The following is an 18,455-nucleotide window of genomic DNA, read 5'->3' on the forward strand; positions in this document are numbered from 1 at the left end:
ATGAGCAACCTTTATCAACTGCAAGGGCGTACCGCAATTGTTACCGGCGGCTCTTCCGGGATTGGCCTGGCCTGTGTCGAGCAACTGCTCGAAGCCGGCGCCGCGGTGGCTTTCTGCGGCCGCGACCAGGACCGTCTGAACAGCGCTCAAGCGCGCCTGCGCGAACGTTTTCCCCAAGCGCGTCTGCTGGCCCAGGTTTGCGATGTGCTTGATGCCGAATCGGTCAAGGCCTTCGCCGCCGCCAGCCTGGCCGCGCTCGGCCCGGCGCAGGTATTGATCAACAACGCCGGACAAGGTCGGGTGTCTACCTTCGCCGACACCACCGATGAGGCCTGGAGCGAAGAGCTGCAGCTTAAATTCTTCTCGGTGATCTATCCGGTTCGCGCCTTCCTGCCACAGTTGCAAGCGCAGCGCGACGCCTCGATCGTCTGCGTCAATTCACTGCTGGCCAGCCAGCCGGAGCCGCACATGGTCGCTACCTCGGCAGCACGTGCCGGGCTGAAGAATCTGGTGCGATCGATGGCCACCGAATTCGCCGAAAAGAGCATTCGGGTCAACGGCATTCTCATTGGCCTGGTTGAGTCCGGCCAGTGGCGGCGGCGCTTCGAAGCCCGCGAAGAACGCGAGCTCGACTGGTCGCAATGGACCGCACAACTGGCACAACGCAAACACATTCCCCTGGGTCGTCTGGGTCTGCCCAAAGAAGCAGCCCAGGCCATCCTGTTCCTGGCTTCGCCCCTGTCGGCTTACACCACTGGCAGCCATATCGATGTTTCTGGAGGCCTGTCCCGCCATGCGTAATGAAAACACTGTCACCGTTGGCGCTGCCATCACTGCCTTCCTTGAGCAATGCGAGGTCAAAGCTGCCTTCGGGGTGATCTCGATTCACAACATGCCAATCCTCGATGCCTTTGCCGTACGTGGCAACATCCGCTTTGTCATGGCCCGTGGTGAAGCCGGAGCCACCAACATGGCCGACGCCTACGCCCGTACCACCGGCAGCCTCGGTGTATGCCTGACCTCAACCGGTACCGCCGCCGGCAATGCCGCCGGCGCCCTGGTCGAAGCACTCACCGCCGGCACGCCGCTGCTGCATATCACCGGCCAGATCGAAACCCCGTATCTGGACCAGGACTTCGCCTATATCCACGAAGCCCGCGACCAACTGACCATGCTCAAGGCCGTGTCCAAGGCAGCCTTTCGCGTACGTAGTGTAGAAACCGCGCTGAGTACCCTGAAACTGGCCGTCCAAACCGCCCTGACGGCGCCTACCGGTCCGGTCAGCGTGGAAATTCCAATCGACATCCAGTCGACCTTTATCCCGATGCCCACCGATCTTTCGCCGCTGCCGGTTCCGCCCGCGGTGCCTGCGCCTGAAGCACTGGACCTGGTCGCCGAACGCCTGGCTACTGCAACGCGTCCCCTGCTGTGGCTCGGCGGCGGCGCCCGTCATGCAGGCGCGCAGGTAAAGCGCTTGCTCGACATGGGTGTCGGTGTAATCACCTCGACCCAAGGCCGCGGCGTAGTCAACGAGGACGACGAGCGCTGCCTGGGTGCCTTCTCGCAGAACAAACTGGTGGAAGGCTTCCTGCAGACGTGCGACGCCCTGGTAGTGGCCGGCTCGCGCCTGCGCAGCAACGAAACCTTCAAATACGCCTTGAAGCTGCCCCGCACTACCCTGCGCATCGACGCCAACCCAGCCATCGAAGGTCGCAGCTACTCAAGCGAACTGTTCATTTGCGGAGACTCCGCCCTGGCGCTTGAGGGGCTGGCTGATCGTCTGCAAGGACGCTTGAACATCGACCCGACGTTCATTGATGAACTCAAGGCGGTACGCGCTCAATCGCGCACGCAACTGGTAGCAGACCTTGGCCCTTATTCGGCTATGGTCGAACAGTTGCAGGCGCTCACCGGTCGCAACTTCTCCTGGGTACGCGACGTGACCCTGTCCAACAGCATCTGGGGCAACCGCTTGCTCAATCTGTACCACCCGCTGGCAGGCGTACATGCCTTGGGCGGTGGAATCGGCCAGGGGCTGGCCATGGGCATCGGCGCCGCCGTTGCCGCGGCAGAAACCGACCCGCAACGCAAAGTGTTTGCCCTGGCCGGTGACGGTGGCTTCATCCTCAATCTGGGTGAACTGGCCACCTTGGTGCAGGAAAAAGCCAACGTGGTAATCCTGCTGATGAACGATCAGCGCTACGGCGTGATTCGCAACATTCAGGACGCCATCTACGGCGCCCGCCACGCCTATGTCGAGTTGCACACCCCGGACTACACCAAGCTTGCCGAGTCCATTGGCCTGCGCCATGGCCTGGTCAGCGACCTGAAAGACTTTGGGCCGGTACTCGACAACGCCCTGAGCCAGGGAGGGCCGTTCCTGCTGGAGGTCGACATGCTCAGCGTCGGCGGTTTCGCCACCCAGTTCGCCGGCCCGCCGAACAGCGAAACCAAAGCCCAAAAAGCCACGGCCTGAGGACCAGCACATGCTCAATATCACCATGATCGGCTGCGGCGCCATTGGCGTTGCCGTACTGGAGCTACTGGAGAACGACACGCAAATGCGCGTCGAGCATGTGATCGCCTCGGCGGGCTCTGAAGCGCTGGTGCAACAGCGCCTGGCGGCATTCAAAAACCCTCCGCTGGTGCTCACCGCGCTGCCCGCCGACGCTCATCCGGACCTGTTGGTCGAGTGCGCCGGGCATATGGCCATTGAAGAGCACGTGTTGCCGGCACTGGAGCGAGGGGTCGCCTGCCTGATTGTCTCGGTGGGTGCGCTTTCGCAGGTGGGTCTGGTCGAACGCCTGGAAGCGGCTGCGGCCCGCGGCAATACCCGCATAGAACTGCTGCCCGGCGCCATCGGTGGTATCGATGCGCTGTCGGCGGCCAAGGTCGGCGGCCTGGATTCGGTCGACTACACCGGTCGCAAGCCGGCCAAGGCATGGAAGAACACCCCAGCCGAACAGATTTGCGACCTGGAAACCATCGATCAAGCCACGGTGATCTTCCAGGGCAGCGCCCGTGAAGCGGCGCGCTTGTATCCCAAGAACGCCAACGTCGCCGCCACTCTGTCGCTAGCCGGGCTGGGCCTGGACCGCACCCACGTGACGCTGATCGCCGATCCGCTGAGCGAGGAAAACGTCCATCACTTCGAGGCTCGCGGCGCCTTTGGCGGTTTCGAGATGAGCCTGCGCGGCAAGCCACTGCAAGCCAACCCGAAGACGTCGGCGCTGACGGTGTACAGCGTGGTCCGTGCCCTGGGCAATCACGCTCATGCCATTTCCATCTAGGGGAATATCGATGACGCTGGAACAGACTCTACCCATTTGCATTGCCGGCACCTGGCGTCTGGGTGGCGGTGAGCGCTATGCGACCCGCTATCCTGCAACGGGTGAACCCGTGGCGTGGCTCAACGCCGCCAGCCTCGAAGACGTCGAGCAAGCTGTGCAAGGCGCTCACCAGGCCTTCCTGCACAGCGGCTGGGCACAGCGCAAACCCCATGAACGTGCTGCTGTGCTGTACCGCATTGCCGAACTGATCCGCCAGCGCAGTGAAGAGCTGGCCCAACTGCAGCGCCAGGACAACGGCAAACCGATCAACGAAACCCGCGCGCTGGTGGCCAGCGCTGCCGGTACCTTCCAGTTTTTTGCTGCGGCCTGCGAAACGTTGGAAGAAACCATCACCCCATCGCGCGGCGATTTTGTCAGCATGAGCGTCTACGAACCCATGGGCGTGGTCGCCGCGATCACCCCCTGGAACTCGCCGATCGCCAGCGAGGCACAGAAGGTTGCCCCGGCGCTGGCGGCGGGCAACGCGGTGGTCATCAAGCCTGCGGAAATCACCCCGCTGCTGGCCCTGCAACTGGCCCGGATCTGCGACGACGCAGGCTTGCCCAAGGGCCTGGTCAGTGTATTGCCGGGTAAAGGCTCAGTACTTGGCGACGCCTTGACTCAGCACCCGCTGATCAAGCGTGTGTCGTTCACCGGCGGTACCCGAACCGGCAAGCACATCGCCCATATTGCCGCCGAAAAAATGATGCCGGTGTCGCTGGAACTGGGTGGCAAATCGCCGACCATCGTCCTCGATGATGCCGATCTGGACCATGCCGTGGCCGGGGTGCTGTATGGCATCTTCAGCTCATCGGGCGAGGCCTGCATCGCCGGTTCACGATTGTTCGTCGCCCGTACCCTGTATGCACCGTTCATGCAGCGCCTGGTCGAAGGCGCTGCGCGTTTGCGCTTGGGTGATCCGGTGGATGAAGCCACCCAGATGGGGCCATTGATCAGCGCCGACCATCGCGAGTCGGTAGAGCGCTATGTTGCCCTTGGCCTGGCTGAAGGCGGGCGCCTGCTGCTGGGCGGCCAGCGTCCCGCAGGAGGCATCTACGATCAGGGCTATTTCTATCCACCGACGATTCTCGAAGGACTGAGCAATGACCAGCAGACCTGCCAGGAAGAAATCTTCGGCCCGGTGCTGGTGGCGATGCCCTTCGACAACGAAGAGCAATTGATCGAGCAAGCCAACGACAGCCTGTACGCCCTCGCCGCCGGGATCTGGAGCCGCGACTACAAACGCGCCTGGGCCCTGGGTCGCAAGATTCAGGCGGGCACCGTGTGGATCAACACCTACAAGCAATTCTCCATTTCCACCCCCTTCGGCGGTTGGCGTGACAGCGGCCTGGGCCGCGAAAAAGGTCGCTTGGGAATCCTGCAATACATGGAACAAAAGAGCCTCTATTGGGGCATGAACGAACAACCCCTGGCCTGGGCCGCAGCGGAGGCAACGTCATGAGTGTTTTAGGTATCGATGAAGTCACCTATGGCGTCGAGGACCTCGACACCTGCGTGCGTTTTTTCAGCGATTGGGGGCTGACAAAAGTCAGCGAAGCAGCCGACCAGGTGGTCTTCGAAACGCTCAACGGCTGCCGGGTGGTGTTGGCAGATATCAATAAGGCCGACCTACCGCCCGCCATCGAACCGGGCTCCACCGTGCGGGAAGTGGTTTGGGGTGTGGAAAGCGAAGCTGACCTGGCCGTTTACAGCCAGCGCATCGCCAATGACCCGGGCTTTGTCGAAGGCAACGGGCGCATCGGCTGCACCGACCCCAACGGCTTGGCGATTCGCCTGCAGGTTACGCGCAAACGTGCCCTGGACATCGAATGCAGCGGCCACAACACCTGGCAGAGCAAAGGCCGAATCAACAAGCCGGCGCCGGTCTACGAGCGTGCCACGCCTATCGAAGTGGGCCACGTGGTGTTCTTCGTCAAAGACGTGAATACCTGCGAAGCCTTCTACCACGACCGTTTCGGCTTTCAGGCCTCGGACCGTTATCCCAACCGTGGCGCCTTCCTGCGTACCGCCGAGGAAGGCGGTCACCACGACCTGTTCATGCTGCAACTGCCAGCGCCACGGGCAGGACTGAACCATGTGGCGTTCACCGTGCGCGACCTGCACGAAGTGTTCGGTGGCGGCATGCACATCTCACGCAGCGGCTGGGCTACCGAGATCGGCCCGGGTCGTCACCCGGTTTCCTCGGCGTTCTTCTGGTACTTCAAGAACCCGGCTGGCGCGCTGGTCGAGTACTACGCCGATGAAGACCAATTGACCGCTGAGTGGCAACCCCGCGAATTCGAGCCGGGACCGACTGTATTTGCCGAGTGGGCGATCGCCGGTGGCATCGATGGCAACACCCGACGCCAGCAGCATGTCGAAGCGCCGCAGGGCAAGTTCCTTACCGACAAACCGAAACCTTGAACAGGAGTCGCCCATGTCTTCGTTGAACATCGCTATCAACGGTGCCGGAATCGGCGGCCTCACCGCCGCAATTGCCCTGCGTCAGGCCGGTCATCAGGTCACCGTCTTCGAGCAGTCCAAGGCTTTTCTCCGGGTCGGTGCCGATATCAACCTGACCCCCAACGCCGTCCGAGCCCTTGATGGCCTGGGCATTGGCGCGGCGGTACGTGTTCCGGCCGCACGCCCCACGCACCGCATCAGCCGCCTGTGGGACAGCGGCGAGGAAACTTCGCGCTTGGAGATGGCCGACGCTGCCGAAAGCCAATACGGCGCGCCGCAACTGACCATCCACCGTGCCGACCTGCTCGCGGCGCTGGCTGAGGTGTTCCCACTGCAAAACGTACAGTTCGGCAAGCGCGCCGAGCAGGTGCAGCAAGATGCCAGCGGCGTCGAGCTGCACTTCAAGGATGGCAGCCAGCATCGCGCCGACCTATTGATCGGGGCGGATGGTATTCATTCGGTGGTGCGTAATGCACTGTTTGGCAAGGAACAACCGCGTTTCACCGGCGTGGTTGCCTATCGAGCCGTGGTCCCGGCCAGCCGTGTGGCCCACGTACCGAACATCCAGGCTTTCACCAAATGGTGGGGACCAAACCCACAAAGCCAGATTGTCACGTTCCCGCTGAACCAAGGCCGTGACATCTTCATTTTCGCCACCACAGCCCAGGACAGTTGGCATCTGGAGTCATGGACCACTGCTGGCGATGCCGCCGAATTGCGCAGTCACTATCAGGACTTCCACCCCGATGCCCGCGCTCTGCTCGATGCCTGCGGCGAAGTGCTCAAGACCGCACTGTATGAGCGCGATCCCCTGCCGTACTGGTCGCAAGGAGCAATTACCCTGCTAGGTGACGCCTGCCATCCGATGATGCCATTCATGGCGCAGGGAGCTGGTCAGGCCATCGAGGATGCCGTGGTCCTGGCCCGTCATCTTCATGGTGTGACCGATGCGTCCCAGATAGCCAGGGCCTTGCAGGGCTATCAACAGGCGCGTCTTGAGCGTACCAGTCAGATCCAGATCGGTTCGCGTGGCAACCAATGGCTCAAGGCGGGTGGCAATGCCGACTGGGTCTACGGTTACGACGCCTGGACCGTGCCGACCACCCATGCCGCATGAGTCTTGGCCGATGAACGAATCGATGCTGCTGACCGTGCTGCTCAAGCACGACCAGTCGAAGAACCTGGAGCAGATCCAGGCGCATATGAAAGCCATGGGCTGGTGGGAAAGCTTCCCGCCGCAAGGCGTCGAAGTGGTGTCCTGGACCGTGGCCATGGGCCTGGGCCAGATCGTCACCCTGCGCTTGCCGCCGAGCTTGCTGAGTAAGGTCAATGTAGAGCTGGAGCGCGCCGCCTGGGGCGTTTTCCGCACCGAATGCTATCCAACGTACGACTTTGTCCCGGTCCGCGAAATGATCCGCGAACGGGTCCGCAATGGAGGTCAATGACATGAGCAACACCGAACGTTACCTGGACCCACACCAGGCGCGCAAACGGCCCAACACCCAGTTCGAGGAGCTGCTTGGCGACTCCATCGAGCGCGCCTACGGCAATGGCGTGACGCAACTGCCTGAGCTGCTCGCGCACCTCAATCTGGCCGGTCCACCCTGCCCGCTGACCAGTGGCGAATGGACCGAAGACTCCTACAAAACCCTGATGGCACGGCTGGGCGCATGACCCGCCGGAGGTAAGAACAAGATGAATATGCAATTCACCGTCGACCCTGTTGAGAATCACCTGGCCAATGGCCTCAAAGACCTCTGGTTCCCGGTCCTACCGTCGGAGTTACTCGGCGAAAAGCCGGTATCGGTACGGCGCCTGGGCTACAAGATCGCCTTGTGGCGCGATAACGATGGCAGCGTGCACGCTCTCGAAGACCACTGTCCGCACCGCGGCGCGCCGCTTTCCCAGGGCCCGGTGCTGGGTGACCGTCTGCAGTGCCCGTACCACGGCGTTGAAGTGCGCTGCGACGGTACCGTGACCAAGGTCCCCGGCAGTCCCGGTTGCAAACTCGAAGGCAGCCGACCTACCCGTATGTTCCATACCCATGAAGCGGCCGGAGCGATCTTCCTGTTCAACGCCACCGATCCGCATCTGCAAACCCCACCCGCGCTGGTGCTGCCTGAGCAGTTGACCTCGCCAGAGTGGAGTAGCTTCCTCTGCTACACCGAATGGAAAGGCGACTACCGCTATGTGCTCGACAACGTCATGGACCCGATGCACGGCACCTATTTGCACAAAATGTCGCACTCGATGAGCGAAGGCGAAGCCACCGCCAAATTCGTCACCCGCGACACTGACCAGGGTTTCGTCTTCGAGAAGGAAGGCCAGCGTGGGGTCAACTTCGACTGGACCGAATTCCTCGACAACGGTTGTCATTGGCTGCGTCTGGAAATTCCGTATCCGAAAACCGGTGGCCCAGGTGGCAACTTCACCATCATCGGCAGCTATACCCCAAGCAGTCGCAGTCTGTGCGCAGTGTTCCACTGGCGCGCCCGGCCATTGACCGGCTGGCAGCGTGACACCTGGCGTTTCCTCTACAAGAACCGCCTGGAAGCACGCCACTGGGCCGTACTGGAACAGGATCGGGTGTTGCTGGAATTCATGGAAGCCGATGCCAATCAGCGCGAAAACCTCTACCAGCATGACCTGGGTGTGGTACGCCTGCGCCGCTACCTCAAGGGACAGGCCAAGGAGCAACTGGCGCTGATCGAAGCGAAGCAGCTGTCATGAGCCAGGCCGTGCAGCGTATTCAGGCACAGTCTGTGAGCGAGCTGGCCACGGCCAGTTGGTCCAACGCCCTGCTGCTCGGCAATGAACTGGTGATGTCCGGCATGACCGGGCATCCCGCCACGCGTCATGCAGCCGAAGCCGGAGCGCCACTGGATGCCTATGCGCAGACCCTGGTGGTGCTGCACAAGGTGCGGGCTTTGGTGGAAGCCGCGGGCGGGCATATCGGCAATATCTACCGGCTGACCCTGTACCTCACCCGAATCGCCGACAAAGACGAAGTCGGTCGTGCACGCCGCGACTTCTTCGCGGGTTTTGCTTGCTACCCCACCTCCACCCTGGTCGAAGTGAGCGCCCTGGTATTTCCGGAACTGGTGGTTGAAATCGAAGCCAGCGCCCGGCTCGACATTGACATGCGCACTGCGCCAACGAGGTGAATGATGTCCAACTCCTCTACTGTTACAGCGCTGGTGCATACCCTGCGCCATGAAGCCGAAGGTATCATCAGCGTCGAACTGCGCCCTTGGGGCGATACCGTGTTCGCACCATTCGAAGCCGGCTCGCACATCGACCTGCACCTGCCCAACGGCCTGGTGCGCAGTTACTCGCTGTTAAATTCGCCAACGGACCAGGGCCGCTACGTAGTCGGCATTTTGCGCGATCGCAACAGCCGTGGCGGTTCGGCCTTCGTGCACGAGCAACTGCGCGTCGGCTCACAACTGAGCATTTCGCAGCCACGCAACAATTTTGCCCTCGACCCGCACGCCAGCCACAACGTGCTGGTGGCAGGGGGCATCGGCATCACCCCGATCTACTGCATGTTTCGCCAGTTGCTGGCGTTGGGCAAATCTGCCGAGCTGATCTACTGCGCCCGCTCACGCAAGGAAGCGGCGCTGCTGGAACAACTGAGCGGCCTCGATGCCAAGGTGATTTATCACTTCAACGACGAGAAAGGTACGGTGCCGGATCTGGCCCGCTACCTGGCCGGCCAGCCTTGTGACACGCACTTCTACTGCTGCGGCCCGACACCGATGCTCGATGCCTTCGAAAGTACCTGCGAAAGCCTTGGCTATCCTCACGCCCATATCGAACGCTTCGCCGCTGCCGAATTGCCGCCGGCCGAAGATGCCCAGGACAGCTACAGCGTCGAACTGAAAAAGTCCGGCAAAACCTTGAACATCGAACCGGGGCTGAACCTGCTCGATGTGCTTCTCGAAGCGGGATGCGACATTGAATACAGCTGCCGCGAAGGGGTATGCGGGTCATGCGAAACCCGCGTGCTGGAAGGTGATATCGACCACCGCGACGGGGTGCTGACCAAGGCTGAACGTGCGGCAAACAAATCGATGATGGTCTGTGTATCGGGCTGCAAGAGTCGGCGCATGGTCCTCGATTTGTAATCGCTGAAGCTTTACGCGCACGATTGACCGGCACCGATGTGCCGGTTTTTTTTGCCCCTGTGCCGGGTATATCGCGTACTCAGGGGGATTAAAATAGCCAGCTAATTATCCACTCATAAAACAAACCATGCGCCACTAACGCGCGCTGTGCAATTAAACCGCACTGCAACTGCACACGCCTGTTACCTAATTCCCACCCTGTTCCACCGACGATACAAATTCAATCGTTTCAAATATAAATAATTGTTTTATATAGCTTTTATCAAACTTCCCAGTATTTTCCCGCACTGGCACAGTTCCTGCTATTTCTCTATCGCGTTCAAGCATAAAACAACGTACCGCCGATAAAACAATAAAAACCCAACACCGCCAGCCAACTGTGCACCAACGCTGTTTCTCGTTTAACGCCTTGTTCAAGGCAACGGACAGCTGTTGCCCACAGAAATGGCTCAACCTTGCAGGGCATGATATGAACAAGTACGTGGTAAGCCTGGGCCTGATCCTCAGTAGTTGTGCAAGTTTCGCCTCCGAACCCGGTCCGGCCGCACCCGATCAGCCACCTGCGGTAAAAAAGCCGTTCCCACACATTGCCTGGCGCAGTGACGACGGACAAAGCTCATTGGATATCGGCGGTGCCCTGCGGGTGAACTACCGGGATGAACATTGGGACACCACAGAGAACAATGGCCGTTTTCTTTTCGATACCTTCCGTATCGATGTCCAGGCCACCCACAAGCAATTGTTCAGTGATATCGGCTACTGGTTTCAGGACGACGGCAAACGCTCTATCGACCGCGGCTACGTGGGTTATCGGTTTACCCCTAATGCCAACCTTCAAGTTGGTGCGCCGTTCAAACCCTTTGGCCTGGAACCTTACCCACAGTTTGGCTGGAGCTATCACATTCCGTTTTTCATGGGCTACGGCGTGAGTGCCGGCACGGGTCTCAAATACAGCTACAAGGACAAGGACTGGGATCTGCAGCTAGGCTACTTTCCGCGCATGCTGCCTAGCGGCATTCGCTACTCACCGGAAGTCGGTCGCTACTCCGATCTGAACGACAACGCCGTGCCATTCACCCAATCGCGCCAAGACAACGAAAAGCGTAATCAGGTCAACGCCAGGGTCGCCCGTACCTTTACCGGGGATGGCTGGAAAACTGAAATCGGCGCCTCGCTAGCCGCCGCGCAACTCTACAACGCCACCACCGACGACAATGGCGACTACTGGGCAGGTGGCGTCCACGCTATCGTCAACGCTGGCCCATGGACAGTCACCAGCCAGGCCATCCGCTACGAATATGACCCGAAAAATCCAGACGGTGTCAGTGACGATTCTGTGTTGATGGGCGGCAACGGCCTGACGCCGGCCTTCCTGATCGCGTCCAAGGCAACCCTCGCGTCGGTCAACATCGGCTACGACATCTTTACGCCAAGCCTGGGGCAGTTGAAGAAGATCAAGCTGTACAACGACTACAGCCGAATGATGAAAGACAAAAGCGGCTGGGACGACTCGCAGATGTTCACCGTCGGTGCGCAGTTCCTGGCCATGCCAGTCATGGCCTGGCTCGACCTGACCTGGGCAAAGAACGCCAACCCCTTCGGTGGCGCGGAAAATGGCACCGGCTGGACCAGCACCAGCTCCATCGGCAGCAACGACTGGTATTACCGCACCAACATCAACATTGGCTACTACTTCTGAAGCGCAAACCGCCCGGCCAAGGCGCCGGGCGGCTGGCAACACTAGTCGGTGCGCAGCGACGTAACAGCTGGCGCTGGCTTACGGAACACAAACAGCAAACCGATCACGATCAGCCCCATGCCCAACAGGCTCAGCGCCGCCAGGCGGTTACCGAAGATCAGGTAGTCCATCACTGCAGTCACAGCGGGCACCAGGTAGAACAGACTGGTCACGTTGACCAGGTTGCCACGGGCAATCAGCCGGTACAGCAGCAACGTCGCCAGCAGCGAAACCACCAATCCCATCCACAGCAAGGCGCCGACAAAGCTGCCAGTCATCTCGACATGCAAGGGTTGCAGGGGGGCGAACAGTGCGCACATCAGTAGTCCGGCAACGTACTGTAAAGGCAGGGTCCCCATTGGATTATGGGTAATGCGCTTCTGCATGATCGAACCTAAGGTCATGCTTGCCAATGCCAGCAAGGCGAAGAGCATGCCGAGCAGAGAAATACCACCCAGACCGATGCCCTGGTAGACCACCATGATCAAGCCGCTCAAGCCCAACCCCAGGCCGAACAGCCGGCTCCAGGAACGCTGACGCTCCATCAGTACCACAGTGAGGATCGGCTGCACGCCCATCACTGTCGCCATGATGCCGGGTGTCACGTGGGTATTGAGCGCCAGCAAGTAGAAAATTTGATACGCGCCGAGCAGTACTGCGCCGGTCGCCAGCGCCTGTAGCACTGCCAAGCGCCCTCGCGGCCAGCGCAGCCCGAGCATCGGTGCGAGCATCAACAAACCACATAACGCCAGCGCCGAGCGCATGAGCAAGAAGGCAAAGGGACTGGCATGGGCCAGGCCCAACTTGGAGACAATCGCCCCGCTACTCCAGAGCAGGACGAACACACTGGTGGTGGCCGCCGAGGCCACGGATTCTTTCGAGAGAGCAAACATGAATGCCACCTGTATTCGGGCAAATAAGCCGAACGGTGCTGCCCGATGCGGGCAGCCGACCGTAATCAGTAGGGTGCAGGTGTGGGGGATGCAGCGCTTGGCCGCTTAGCCCAGCACGACCACGCCTGGTGGTGCGAGAACGCACACAACCACGCGACTGACAGGTGGTGGGTAGTGACTGATCATGGCCGGCTGCTGACGCCCACGCACGACTACCACCGCGTTGGGCGCGGTAGCGAATACGGTGCTGAGGGAGGAAGCTGGCATGAGCAGGTCTTCGGTGAGATGAAGTTGGCAGACTATAGACCAGCCTATTTCCGTCTGGCAAGCAGGCTGGTTTACATATGCCAGGCGTGAGCCCTGCCAGCGATCAGGCCAGGGCTCACACCGTGCAAGACATCAGAACAACCAGCGATACAACAGGTAGGCAACCACCACTGCCAACACCGGGCGCAACACGCGGTAAGCCTTGGGGTTGGCACGCTTGAACTGTTTGACCCGAGCGCTGATCACGTTGCTGAAGCGCTTGCTCCAGGCATAGGCCTGGTTGATCCCACCCACGCGCTCGTCGTCTGTGTTCTGCGGTGCGGTAGCGCGGCCAAGGAAGGCGCTTACCTTGCGGTTGATGCGGGTCATCAGCGGGCTGTTGAGCGGACGCTCGACATCGCAAAACAGAATTACCCGGGTGGTCTCGGTTTCGTTCTTCACCCAATGCACGTAGGTTTCATCGAACATCACGTCTTCACCATCGCGCCAGGCATAGGCCTGGCCATCGACGTAGATCCGGCAATTGTCGGAGTTGGGCGTCGACAGGCCCAGGTGATAGCGCAACGAACCGGCAAACGGGTCACGGTGCGGGTTCAGGTGGCTGCCACCCGGCAGCAGGGCAAACATCGCGCCCTTGACGTTGGGGATGCTGTTGACCAGTTCGACGGTCTTCGGGCACAGCGCTTCAGCAGACGGCAGGGCTTTGTCGTACCACTTCAGGTAAAAGCGCTTCCAGCCCTTCTTGAAGAAGGAACCAAAGCCTGCGTCGTTATCTTTTTCGGCGGCGCGGATGTAACCCTCGTCGAACAGGTGCATGGCCTCTTCGCGGATCACTTCCCAGTTATCCTTGAGCACATCGAGTTCGGGAAAGCGCGTACGGTCCAGGTAAGGCTTGGAAGGCACCCCGGAAAACAGATACATCAAGGCGTTATAAGGAGCGAACAGCGCCGAATGGTTGACGAACTGGCGCAACATTGGCAAACGCGCCTTGCCGCGCAGGTGAACATACAATGTGCTGCCGAAAAACAGCAGCAACACACCTGCCTTGGCGACAAAGGAAAAGGTCATGCAACACTCCTTGGAATTTCGATCTGATCATCGCTGCCAGATTAATCGGGCATCATAAACTGATCCGGTCCTGGTAAAAACAACCACTGCCAGCATTCACTGTTAAGGATTGTGCAATAAACGCCGGCGCAATTAATTGCGCCGGGTCAGCGTGGACGGGCTTATTGCTGGGTTTCCTGATCGGTGAACAGATCACTGAAAAGCATGCTCGACAGGTAGCGCTCTCCGGAGTCGGGGAGGATAACGACGATGGTCTTGCCTTGCATCTCGGGCTTTTCCGCGAGGCGCACGGCGGCGGCCATGGCTGCGCCCGAGGAAATTCCGCACAGGATGCCCTCTTCCTGCATCAGGCGCAGGGCCATGGCCTTGGACTCCTCATCGCTGACCAACTCAACCAGGTCGACCATGGCCAGATCAAGGTTCTTCGGTACGAAACCTGCGCCAATGCCCTGGATCTTGTGCGGGCTGGGCTTGATTTCTTCGCCGGCCAGGGCCTGGGTGATCACGGGCGAGACCATCGGTTCAACCGCTACCGAAATAATGGCTTTGCCCTGAGTCTGCTTGATATAGCGCGAAATCCCGGTAATGGTGCCGCCGGTACCAACCCCGGAAACCAGCACATCGACCGCACCGTCGGTATCGTTCCAGATTTCCGGGCCGGTGGTTTTTTCGTGAATTGCCGGATTGGCCGGGTTTTCGAACTGGCCAGGCAGGAAATAGGTCGCCGGGTCGCTGGCAACGATCTCTGCAGCCTTCTCGATAGCGCCTTTCATACCTTTGGCCGGCTCGGTCAGCACCAGTTCAGCCCCCAGCGCCTTGAGAACCTTGCGGCGCTCGATACTCATCGAGGCCGGCATAGTCAGCATCAGTTTGTAACCGCGCGCCGCAGCCACGAAGGCCAGACCAATTCCGGTGTTGCCCGAGGTTGGCTCGACGATAGTCATGCCAGTCTTGAGCTTACCGCTGCTTTCAGCGTCCCAGATCATGTTTGCGCCGATCCGGCATTTGACCGAATAGCCTGGATTGCGCCCTTCCGTTTTGGCCAGGATGGTCACGCCGCGCGGGGCGATGCGATTGATCTGCACCAGCGGCGTGTTGCCGATGGAGTGCGCGTTGTCAGCAAAGATACGGCTCATCGCGGGGTCCTTTTTGCACCGAAGGGAAAACTCCAAGGGTAAGCCTGCCAGGCCGGTGCGTCCATCACTGCGAACCCCTGGGGCTGCCCGCAGTCAACCGATCAATACCCCTGACCGGAACCATCGTCGATGAAACCCCACTACCGTTGGCCCCTATGGGGACTATTGAGCCTTGTCCTGCTGTTGCTGGTCCTGCATTTGAGCCTGCCAGTGCTGGTACGCAATTACCTCAACGACAAACTTGCCGACATGGGCGACTACCGCGGGCACGTCACCGACGTTGATCTTGCCTGGTGGCGCGGCGCCTACAAGATCAACGGCCTGACCATCGTCAAGACCACCGGCAAGGTGCCTGTGCCCTTCCTGCAGGCACCCATGATCGACCTCTCGGTCAGCTGGCGCTCGCTATGGTACGAGCATGCGGTCGTCGCCGAGGTGATGTTCCTGCGTCCCGAGCTAAATTTCGTCGACGGCGGTTCCCGGCAAACATCGCAGACCGGGCGCGGGACCGACTGGCGTCAGCAACTGGAAAAACTGCTGCCCATTACGTTGAACGAGGTGCGTATCGATAACGGCACCCTGACCTTCAACAACTTCAATTCCAAGCCTCCGGTCGATTTGAAGGCCACCCACCTGGATGCCAGCATCCGTAACCTGACCAACGTCGAAGACCTCAAGGGCCGGCGCGATGCGCGCTTCAATGGCAAGGCCCGGCTGCTGGGCGATGCACAGGTGCAAAGCAGTGCCACGTTCGACCCGTTCAGTGACTTCGACGACTTCCAGTTTCGCCTGCGTGCCACGGGCATCCAACTGCGCAAGCTCAACGACTTTGCCAGTGCCTACGGCAAGTTCGATTTCAATGCCGGACACGGCGACCTGGTCATCGAGGCTGAAGCGCAAAATGGCCGCCTTACCGGTTACATCAAGCCCCTGTTGCGCGACGTCGACGTGTTCAACTGGCAGCAGGATGTAAAAAACGAAGACAAAGGCTTTTTCCGCTCGATCTGGGAAGCATTGGTAGGCGGCACCGAAACGGTACTGAAAAACCAGCGCAAGAACCAATTCGCTACCCGTGTAGAACTGAGCGGCAGCGTGCATAAAAGTGATATCAGCGCCTTTGAAGCGTTCCTGCAGATTCTGCGCAACGGCTTTGTCCAGGCCTTTAATGCACGCTACGAGCAAGCGCCTCCCCAGTCTGACCAAGTCAACAAGTGACGGGCTATTCAGAGACTGAATGGACCGTCTGCGTTCCCAGTCGACCAGAGCCCGCGTTATAGTCGTGCATGACAATTTTTCTGCCAGGGGCCATGCACCCCGGCGCTACGTTAGAGGATCGGTTCATGAAGTTCGAAGGCACCAGCACATACGTCGCCACAAACGACCTGAAACTGGCAGTCAACGCGGCAATCACCCTGGAGCGGCCACTGCTGGTCAAGGGTGAACCCGGTACCGGCAAGACCATGCTCGCCGAACAGTTGGCCGAGTCCTTTGGCGCCAAACTGATCACCTGGCACATCAAATCGACCACCAAGGCCCACCAGGGGCTCTATGAGTACGACGCGGTAAGCCGCCTGCGCGACTCGCAATTAGGTGTCGACAAGGTACACGACGTACGCAACTACCTGAAAAAGGGCAAGCTCTGGGAAGCCTTCGAAGCCGAGGAGCGGGTCATTCTGCTGATCGACGAAATCGACAAGGCCGACATCGAGTTCCCCAACGACCTGTTGCAAGAACTGGATAAGATGGAGTTCTACGTTTACGAGACCGACGAAACGATCAAGGCCAAGCACCGTCCGATCATCATCATTACCTCGAACAACGAAAAAGAGCTGCCCGACGCCTTCCTGCGCCGCTGCTTCTTCCATTACATCGCCTTCCCCGACCGCGACACCCTGCAGCAGATCGTCGATGTCCATTACCCGAACATCAAGAAGGACCTGGTCAGCGAAGCGCTGGACGTGTTCTTCGACGTGCGCAAGGTGCCGGGCCTGAAGAAAAAGCCGTCCACCTCCGAACTGGTTGACTGGTTGAAGCTGCTGATGGCCGACAACATTGGCGAAGCCGTGTTGCGTGAACGCGATCCGACCAAGGCTATCCCGCCATTGGCCGGTGCCCTGGTTAAAAACGAACAGGATGTGCAACTGCTCGAGCGCCTGGCCTTCATGAGCCGTCGCGGTAACCGCTGAGCCAGGGGGCAATAGCCATGTTGCTCAATCTGTTCAATGAAATGCGCGCAGCCAAGGTGCCGGTGTCGGTCCGCGAGCTGCTCGATCTGATCAATGCGCTCAAACAGCGGGTCACCTTCGCCGACATGGACGAGTTCTACTTCCTGTCGCGGGCGATCCTGGTCAAGGACGAGCGTCATTTCGACAAGTTCGACCGCGCGTTCTCTGCCTACTTCAAGGGCCTTGAAAACCTTAACCAGCATCTGGAAGCACTGATTCCGGAAGATTGGTTGCGCAAGGAGTTCGAACGCTCGCTGACCGACGAAGAACGCGCCCAGATCCAGTCCCTGGGCGGGCTGGACAAGCTCATCGAAGAGTTCAAGAAGCGTCTTGAAGAGCAGAAGGAACGCCATGCCGGCGGCAACAAGTGGATCGGCACCGGCGGTACCAGTCCGTTTGGCTCAGGTGGGTACAACCCCGAAGGCATTCGGGTCGGCGATGCTGGCAAGCGTCAAGGCAAGGCGGTCAAGGTCTGGGATCAGCGCGAGTACAAGAACCTCGACGATCAGGTCGAACTGGGCACGCGCAACATCAAGCTGGCACTGCGCCGCTTGCGCAAGTTTGCGCGCCAGGGTGCAGCCGAAGAACTGGACATCGACGGCACCATCGACCACACCGCGCGCGATGCGGGCTTGCTCAATATCCAGATGCGTCCGGAACGCCGTAACAGCGTCAAGTTGCTGCTACTGTTCGATATCGGCGGTTCGATGGATGCTCACGTGAAAATCTGCGAAGAGCTGTTTTCGGCCTGCAAGACCGAATTCAAGCACTTGGAATATTACTACTTCCACAACTTCGTTTACGAATCGGTGTGGAAGAACAACATGCGTCGCACCTCCGAACGCACCTCCACCATGGACCTGCTACACAAGTACGGCGCTGACTACAAAGTAGTGTTCGTCGGCGATGCGGCGATGGCGCCCTACGAAATCACCCAGCCAGGCGGTAGCGTCGAGCATTGGAACGAAGAAGCCGGCTATGTGTGGATGCAGCGTTTCATGGAAAAGTACAAGAAACTCATCTGGATCAATCCATATCCCAAGGACACCTGGGGCTACACCACCTCGACCAACATCGTTCGCGAATTGGTTGAAGACCGGATGTTCCCATTGACCTTGAGAGGGCTGGAAGAGGGAATGCGGTTCTTGTCCAAGTAATGATTTTCGCCGGGCAAGCCCGCTCCTGACGGAGCGGGCTTGCCTAGCGATC

Annotated in this window: 19 protein-coding genes; 15 read left to right on the forward strand and 4 right to left on the reverse strand. The window is 59.8% G+C overall.

Annotation, left to right across the window (positions count from 1 at the left end; all coding sequences use genetic code 11):
- The 12 genes from V0R60_RS11780 to V0R60_RS11835 all read left to right on the forward strand — a co-directional run bounded on the left by V0R60_RS11780 (position 1) and on the right by V0R60_RS11835 (position 11,618).
- Entirely contained in the window at positions 1-801 is an 801-nt protein-coding gene (locus V0R60_RS11780; protein ID WP_136477672.1) for an SDR family oxidoreductase, read from the forward strand.
- The gene (locus V0R60_RS11785) at positions 794-2,476 is read left to right on the forward strand and encodes a thiamine pyrophosphate-binding protein (protein WP_136477673.1); all 1,683 of its coding nucleotides are present in this window, start codon (positions 794-796) and stop codon (positions 2,474-2,476) included. The genes V0R60_RS11780 and V0R60_RS11785 overlap by 8 nt, the downstream gene beginning before the upstream one ends.
- Before the next feature lie 10 nt (positions 2,477-2,486).
- Positions 2,487-3,290 (forward strand): aspartate dehydrogenase, encoded by an 804-nt coding sequence (locus V0R60_RS11790; protein WP_330079761.1) that lies wholly within the window; start codon positions 2,487-2,489, stop codon positions 3,288-3,290.
- A gap of 10 nt (positions 3,291-3,300) precedes the next feature.
- The gene (locus V0R60_RS11795) at positions 3,301-4,791 is read left to right on the forward strand and encodes an aldehyde dehydrogenase (protein ID WP_330079762.1); all 1,491 of its coding nucleotides are present in this window, start codon (positions 3,301-3,303) and stop codon (positions 4,789-4,791) included.
- On the forward strand, positions 4,788-5,753 hold the full coding sequence (locus V0R60_RS11800) for a VOC family protein (protein WP_330079763.1): 966 nt from the start codon (positions 4,788-4,790) through the stop codon (positions 5,751-5,753). The genes V0R60_RS11795 and V0R60_RS11800 overlap by 4 nt, the downstream gene beginning before the upstream one ends.
- A gap of 13 nt (positions 5,754-5,766) precedes the next feature.
- On the forward strand, positions 5,767-6,909 hold the full coding sequence (locus V0R60_RS11805) for an FAD-dependent monooxygenase (protein WP_330079764.1): 1,143 nt from the start codon (positions 5,767-5,769) through the stop codon (positions 6,907-6,909).
- A 10-nt stretch (positions 6,910-6,919) separates the two neighbouring features.
- The gene (locus V0R60_RS11810; RefSeq protein ID WP_136477678.1) at positions 6,920-7,237 is read left to right on the forward strand and encodes a hypothetical protein; all 318 of its coding nucleotides are present in this window, start codon (positions 6,920-6,922) and stop codon (positions 7,235-7,237) included.
- A 1-nt stretch (position 7,238) separates the two neighbouring features.
- On the forward strand, positions 7,239-7,466 hold the full coding sequence (locus tag V0R60_RS11815; protein WP_136477679.1) for a recombinase-like helix-turn-helix domain-containing protein: 228 nt from the start codon (positions 7,239-7,241) through the stop codon (positions 7,464-7,466).
- Positions 7,467-7,487: 21 nt separating this feature from the next.
- Positions 7,488-8,522, forward strand: coding sequence for an aromatic ring-hydroxylating dioxygenase subunit alpha (locus V0R60_RS11820; protein WP_330079765.1), 1,035 nt, complete (start codon positions 7,488-7,490; stop codon positions 8,520-8,522).
- Entirely contained in the window at positions 8,519-8,956 is a 438-nt protein-coding gene (locus V0R60_RS11825; RefSeq protein WP_330079766.1) for a Rid family hydrolase, read from the forward strand. Before V0R60_RS11820 ends, V0R60_RS11825 begins: the two co-directional genes overlap by 4 nt.
- Positions 8,957-8,959: 3 nt before the next feature.
- On the forward strand, positions 8,960-9,919 hold the full coding sequence (locus V0R60_RS11830; protein WP_136477682.1) for a PDR/VanB family oxidoreductase: 960 nt from the start codon (positions 8,960-8,962) through the stop codon (positions 9,917-9,919).
- 469 nt (positions 9,920-10,388) lie between these two features.
- Complete coding sequence (locus V0R60_RS11835) at positions 10,389-11,618, forward strand: hypothetical protein (protein WP_330079767.1); 1,230 nt, start codon at positions 10,389-10,391, stop codon at positions 11,616-11,618.
- Between the two features lie 41 nt (positions 11,619-11,659).
- Here V0R60_RS11835 and V0R60_RS11840 read toward each other — a convergent pair whose 3' ends face one another.
- From V0R60_RS11840 to cysK, 4 genes are all read right to left on the reverse strand, one after another.
- A complete protein-coding gene (locus V0R60_RS11840; RefSeq protein WP_330079768.1) occupies positions 11,660-12,550 on the reverse strand; it encodes a DMT family transporter in 891 nt (296 codons plus the stop codon).
- Positions 12,551-12,655: 105 nt separating this feature from the next.
- The gene (locus tag V0R60_RS11845) at positions 12,656-12,817 is read right to left on the reverse strand and encodes a hypothetical protein (RefSeq protein ID WP_203475869.1); all 162 of its coding nucleotides are present in this window, start codon (positions 12,815-12,817) and stop codon (positions 12,656-12,658) included.
- Between the two features lie 132 nt (positions 12,818-12,949).
- Complete coding sequence (locus tag V0R60_RS11850; RefSeq protein WP_203475870.1) at positions 12,950-13,885, reverse strand: aspartyl/asparaginyl beta-hydroxylase domain-containing protein; 936 nt, start codon at positions 13,883-13,885, stop codon at positions 12,950-12,952.
- Between the two features lie 161 nt (positions 13,886-14,046).
- Complete coding sequence (gene cysK, locus V0R60_RS11855) at positions 14,047-15,021, reverse strand: cysteine synthase A (RefSeq protein ID WP_330079769.1); 975 nt, start codon at positions 15,019-15,021, stop codon at positions 14,047-14,049.
- A gap of 129 nt (positions 15,022-15,150) precedes the next feature.
- Between cysK and V0R60_RS11860 the strand changes: the two genes are divergently transcribed.
- From V0R60_RS11860 to V0R60_RS11870, 3 genes are all read left to right on the forward strand, one after another.
- On the forward strand, positions 15,151-16,236 hold the full coding sequence (locus V0R60_RS11860; protein ID WP_330079770.1) for an AsmA family protein: 1,086 nt from the start codon (positions 15,151-15,153) through the stop codon (positions 16,234-16,236).
- A gap of 125 nt (positions 16,237-16,361) precedes the next feature.
- A complete protein-coding gene (locus tag V0R60_RS11865) occupies positions 16,362-17,207 on the forward strand; it encodes an AAA family ATPase (RefSeq protein ID WP_136477688.1) in 846 nt (281 codons plus the stop codon).
- 17 nt (positions 17,208-17,224) lie between these two features.
- Complete coding sequence (locus V0R60_RS11870; RefSeq protein WP_136477689.1) at positions 17,225-18,403, forward strand: vWA domain-containing protein; 1,179 nt, start codon at positions 17,225-17,227, stop codon at positions 18,401-18,403.
- Positions 18,404-18,455: the final 52 nt, after the last annotated feature.

It is taken from the genome of Pseudomonas auratipiscis (assembly GCF_036324085.1).
Classification (GTDB): Bacteria; Pseudomonadota; Gammaproteobacteria; order Pseudomonadales; family Pseudomonadaceae; genus Aquipseudomonas; species Aquipseudomonas auratipiscis.

Excerpts from the sequence above, each read along its gene's own strand:
- V0R60_RS11810 (WP_136477678.1), top strand. The coding sequence starts at position 6,920 with ATGAACGAATCGATGCTGCTGACCGTGCTGCTCAAGCACGACCAGTCG.
- V0R60_RS11870 (WP_136477689.1), top strand. The coding sequence starts at position 17,225 with ATGTTGCTCAATCTGTTCAATGAAATGCGCGCAGCCAAGGTGCCGGTG.
- V0R60_RS11790 (WP_330079761.1), top strand. The coding sequence starts at position 2,487 with ATGCTCAATATCACCATGATCGGCTGCGGCGCCATTGGCGTTGCCGTA.
- cysK (WP_330079769.1), bottom strand. The coding sequence starts at position 15,021 with ATGAGCCGTATCTTTGCTGACAACGCGCACTCCATCGGCAACACGCCG.
- V0R60_RS11830 (WP_136477682.1), top strand. The coding sequence starts at position 8,960 with ATGTCCAACTCCTCTACTGTTACAGCGCTGGTGCATACCCTGCGCCAT.
- V0R60_RS11850 (WP_203475870.1), bottom strand. The coding sequence starts at position 13,885 with ATGACCTTTTCCTTTGTCGCCAAGGCAGGTGTGTTGCTGCTGTTTTTC.
- V0R60_RS11780 (WP_136477672.1), top strand. The coding sequence starts at position 1 with ATGAGCAACCTTTATCAACTGCAAGGGCGTACCGCAATTGTTACCGGC.
- V0R60_RS11785 (WP_136477673.1), top strand. The coding sequence starts at position 794 with ATGCGTAATGAAAACACTGTCACCGTTGGCGCTGCCATCACTGCCTTC.
- V0R60_RS11865 (WP_136477688.1), top strand. The coding sequence starts at position 16,362 with ATGAAGTTCGAAGGCACCAGCACATACGTCGCCACAAACGACCTGAAA.
- V0R60_RS11805 (WP_330079764.1), top strand. The coding sequence starts at position 5,767 with ATGTCTTCGTTGAACATCGCTATCAACGGTGCCGGAATCGGCGGCCTC.
- V0R60_RS11820 (WP_330079765.1), top strand. The coding sequence starts at position 7,488 with ATGAATATGCAATTCACCGTCGACCCTGTTGAGAATCACCTGGCCAAT.
- V0R60_RS11845 (WP_203475869.1), bottom strand. The coding sequence starts at position 12,817 with ATGCCAGCTTCCTCCCTCAGCACCGTATTCGCTACCGCGCCCAACGCG.
- V0R60_RS11825 (WP_330079766.1), top strand. The coding sequence starts at position 8,519 with ATGAGCCAGGCCGTGCAGCGTATTCAGGCACAGTCTGTGAGCGAGCTG.
- V0R60_RS11800 (WP_330079763.1), top strand. The coding sequence starts at position 4,788 with ATGAGTGTTTTAGGTATCGATGAAGTCACCTATGGCGTCGAGGACCTC.
- V0R60_RS11815 (WP_136477679.1), top strand. The coding sequence starts at position 7,239 with ATGAGCAACACCGAACGTTACCTGGACCCACACCAGGCGCGCAAACGG.
- V0R60_RS11860 (WP_330079770.1), top strand. The coding sequence starts at position 15,151 with ATGAAACCCCACTACCGTTGGCCCCTATGGGGACTATTGAGCCTTGTC.
- V0R60_RS11795 (WP_330079762.1), top strand. The coding sequence starts at position 3,301 with ATGACGCTGGAACAGACTCTACCCATTTGCATTGCCGGCACCTGGCGT.
- V0R60_RS11835 (WP_330079767.1), top strand. The coding sequence starts at position 10,389 with ATGAACAAGTACGTGGTAAGCCTGGGCCTGATCCTCAGTAGTTGTGCA.
- V0R60_RS11840 (WP_330079768.1), bottom strand. The coding sequence starts at position 12,550 with ATGTTTGCTCTCTCGAAAGAATCCGTGGCCTCGGCGGCCACCACCAGT.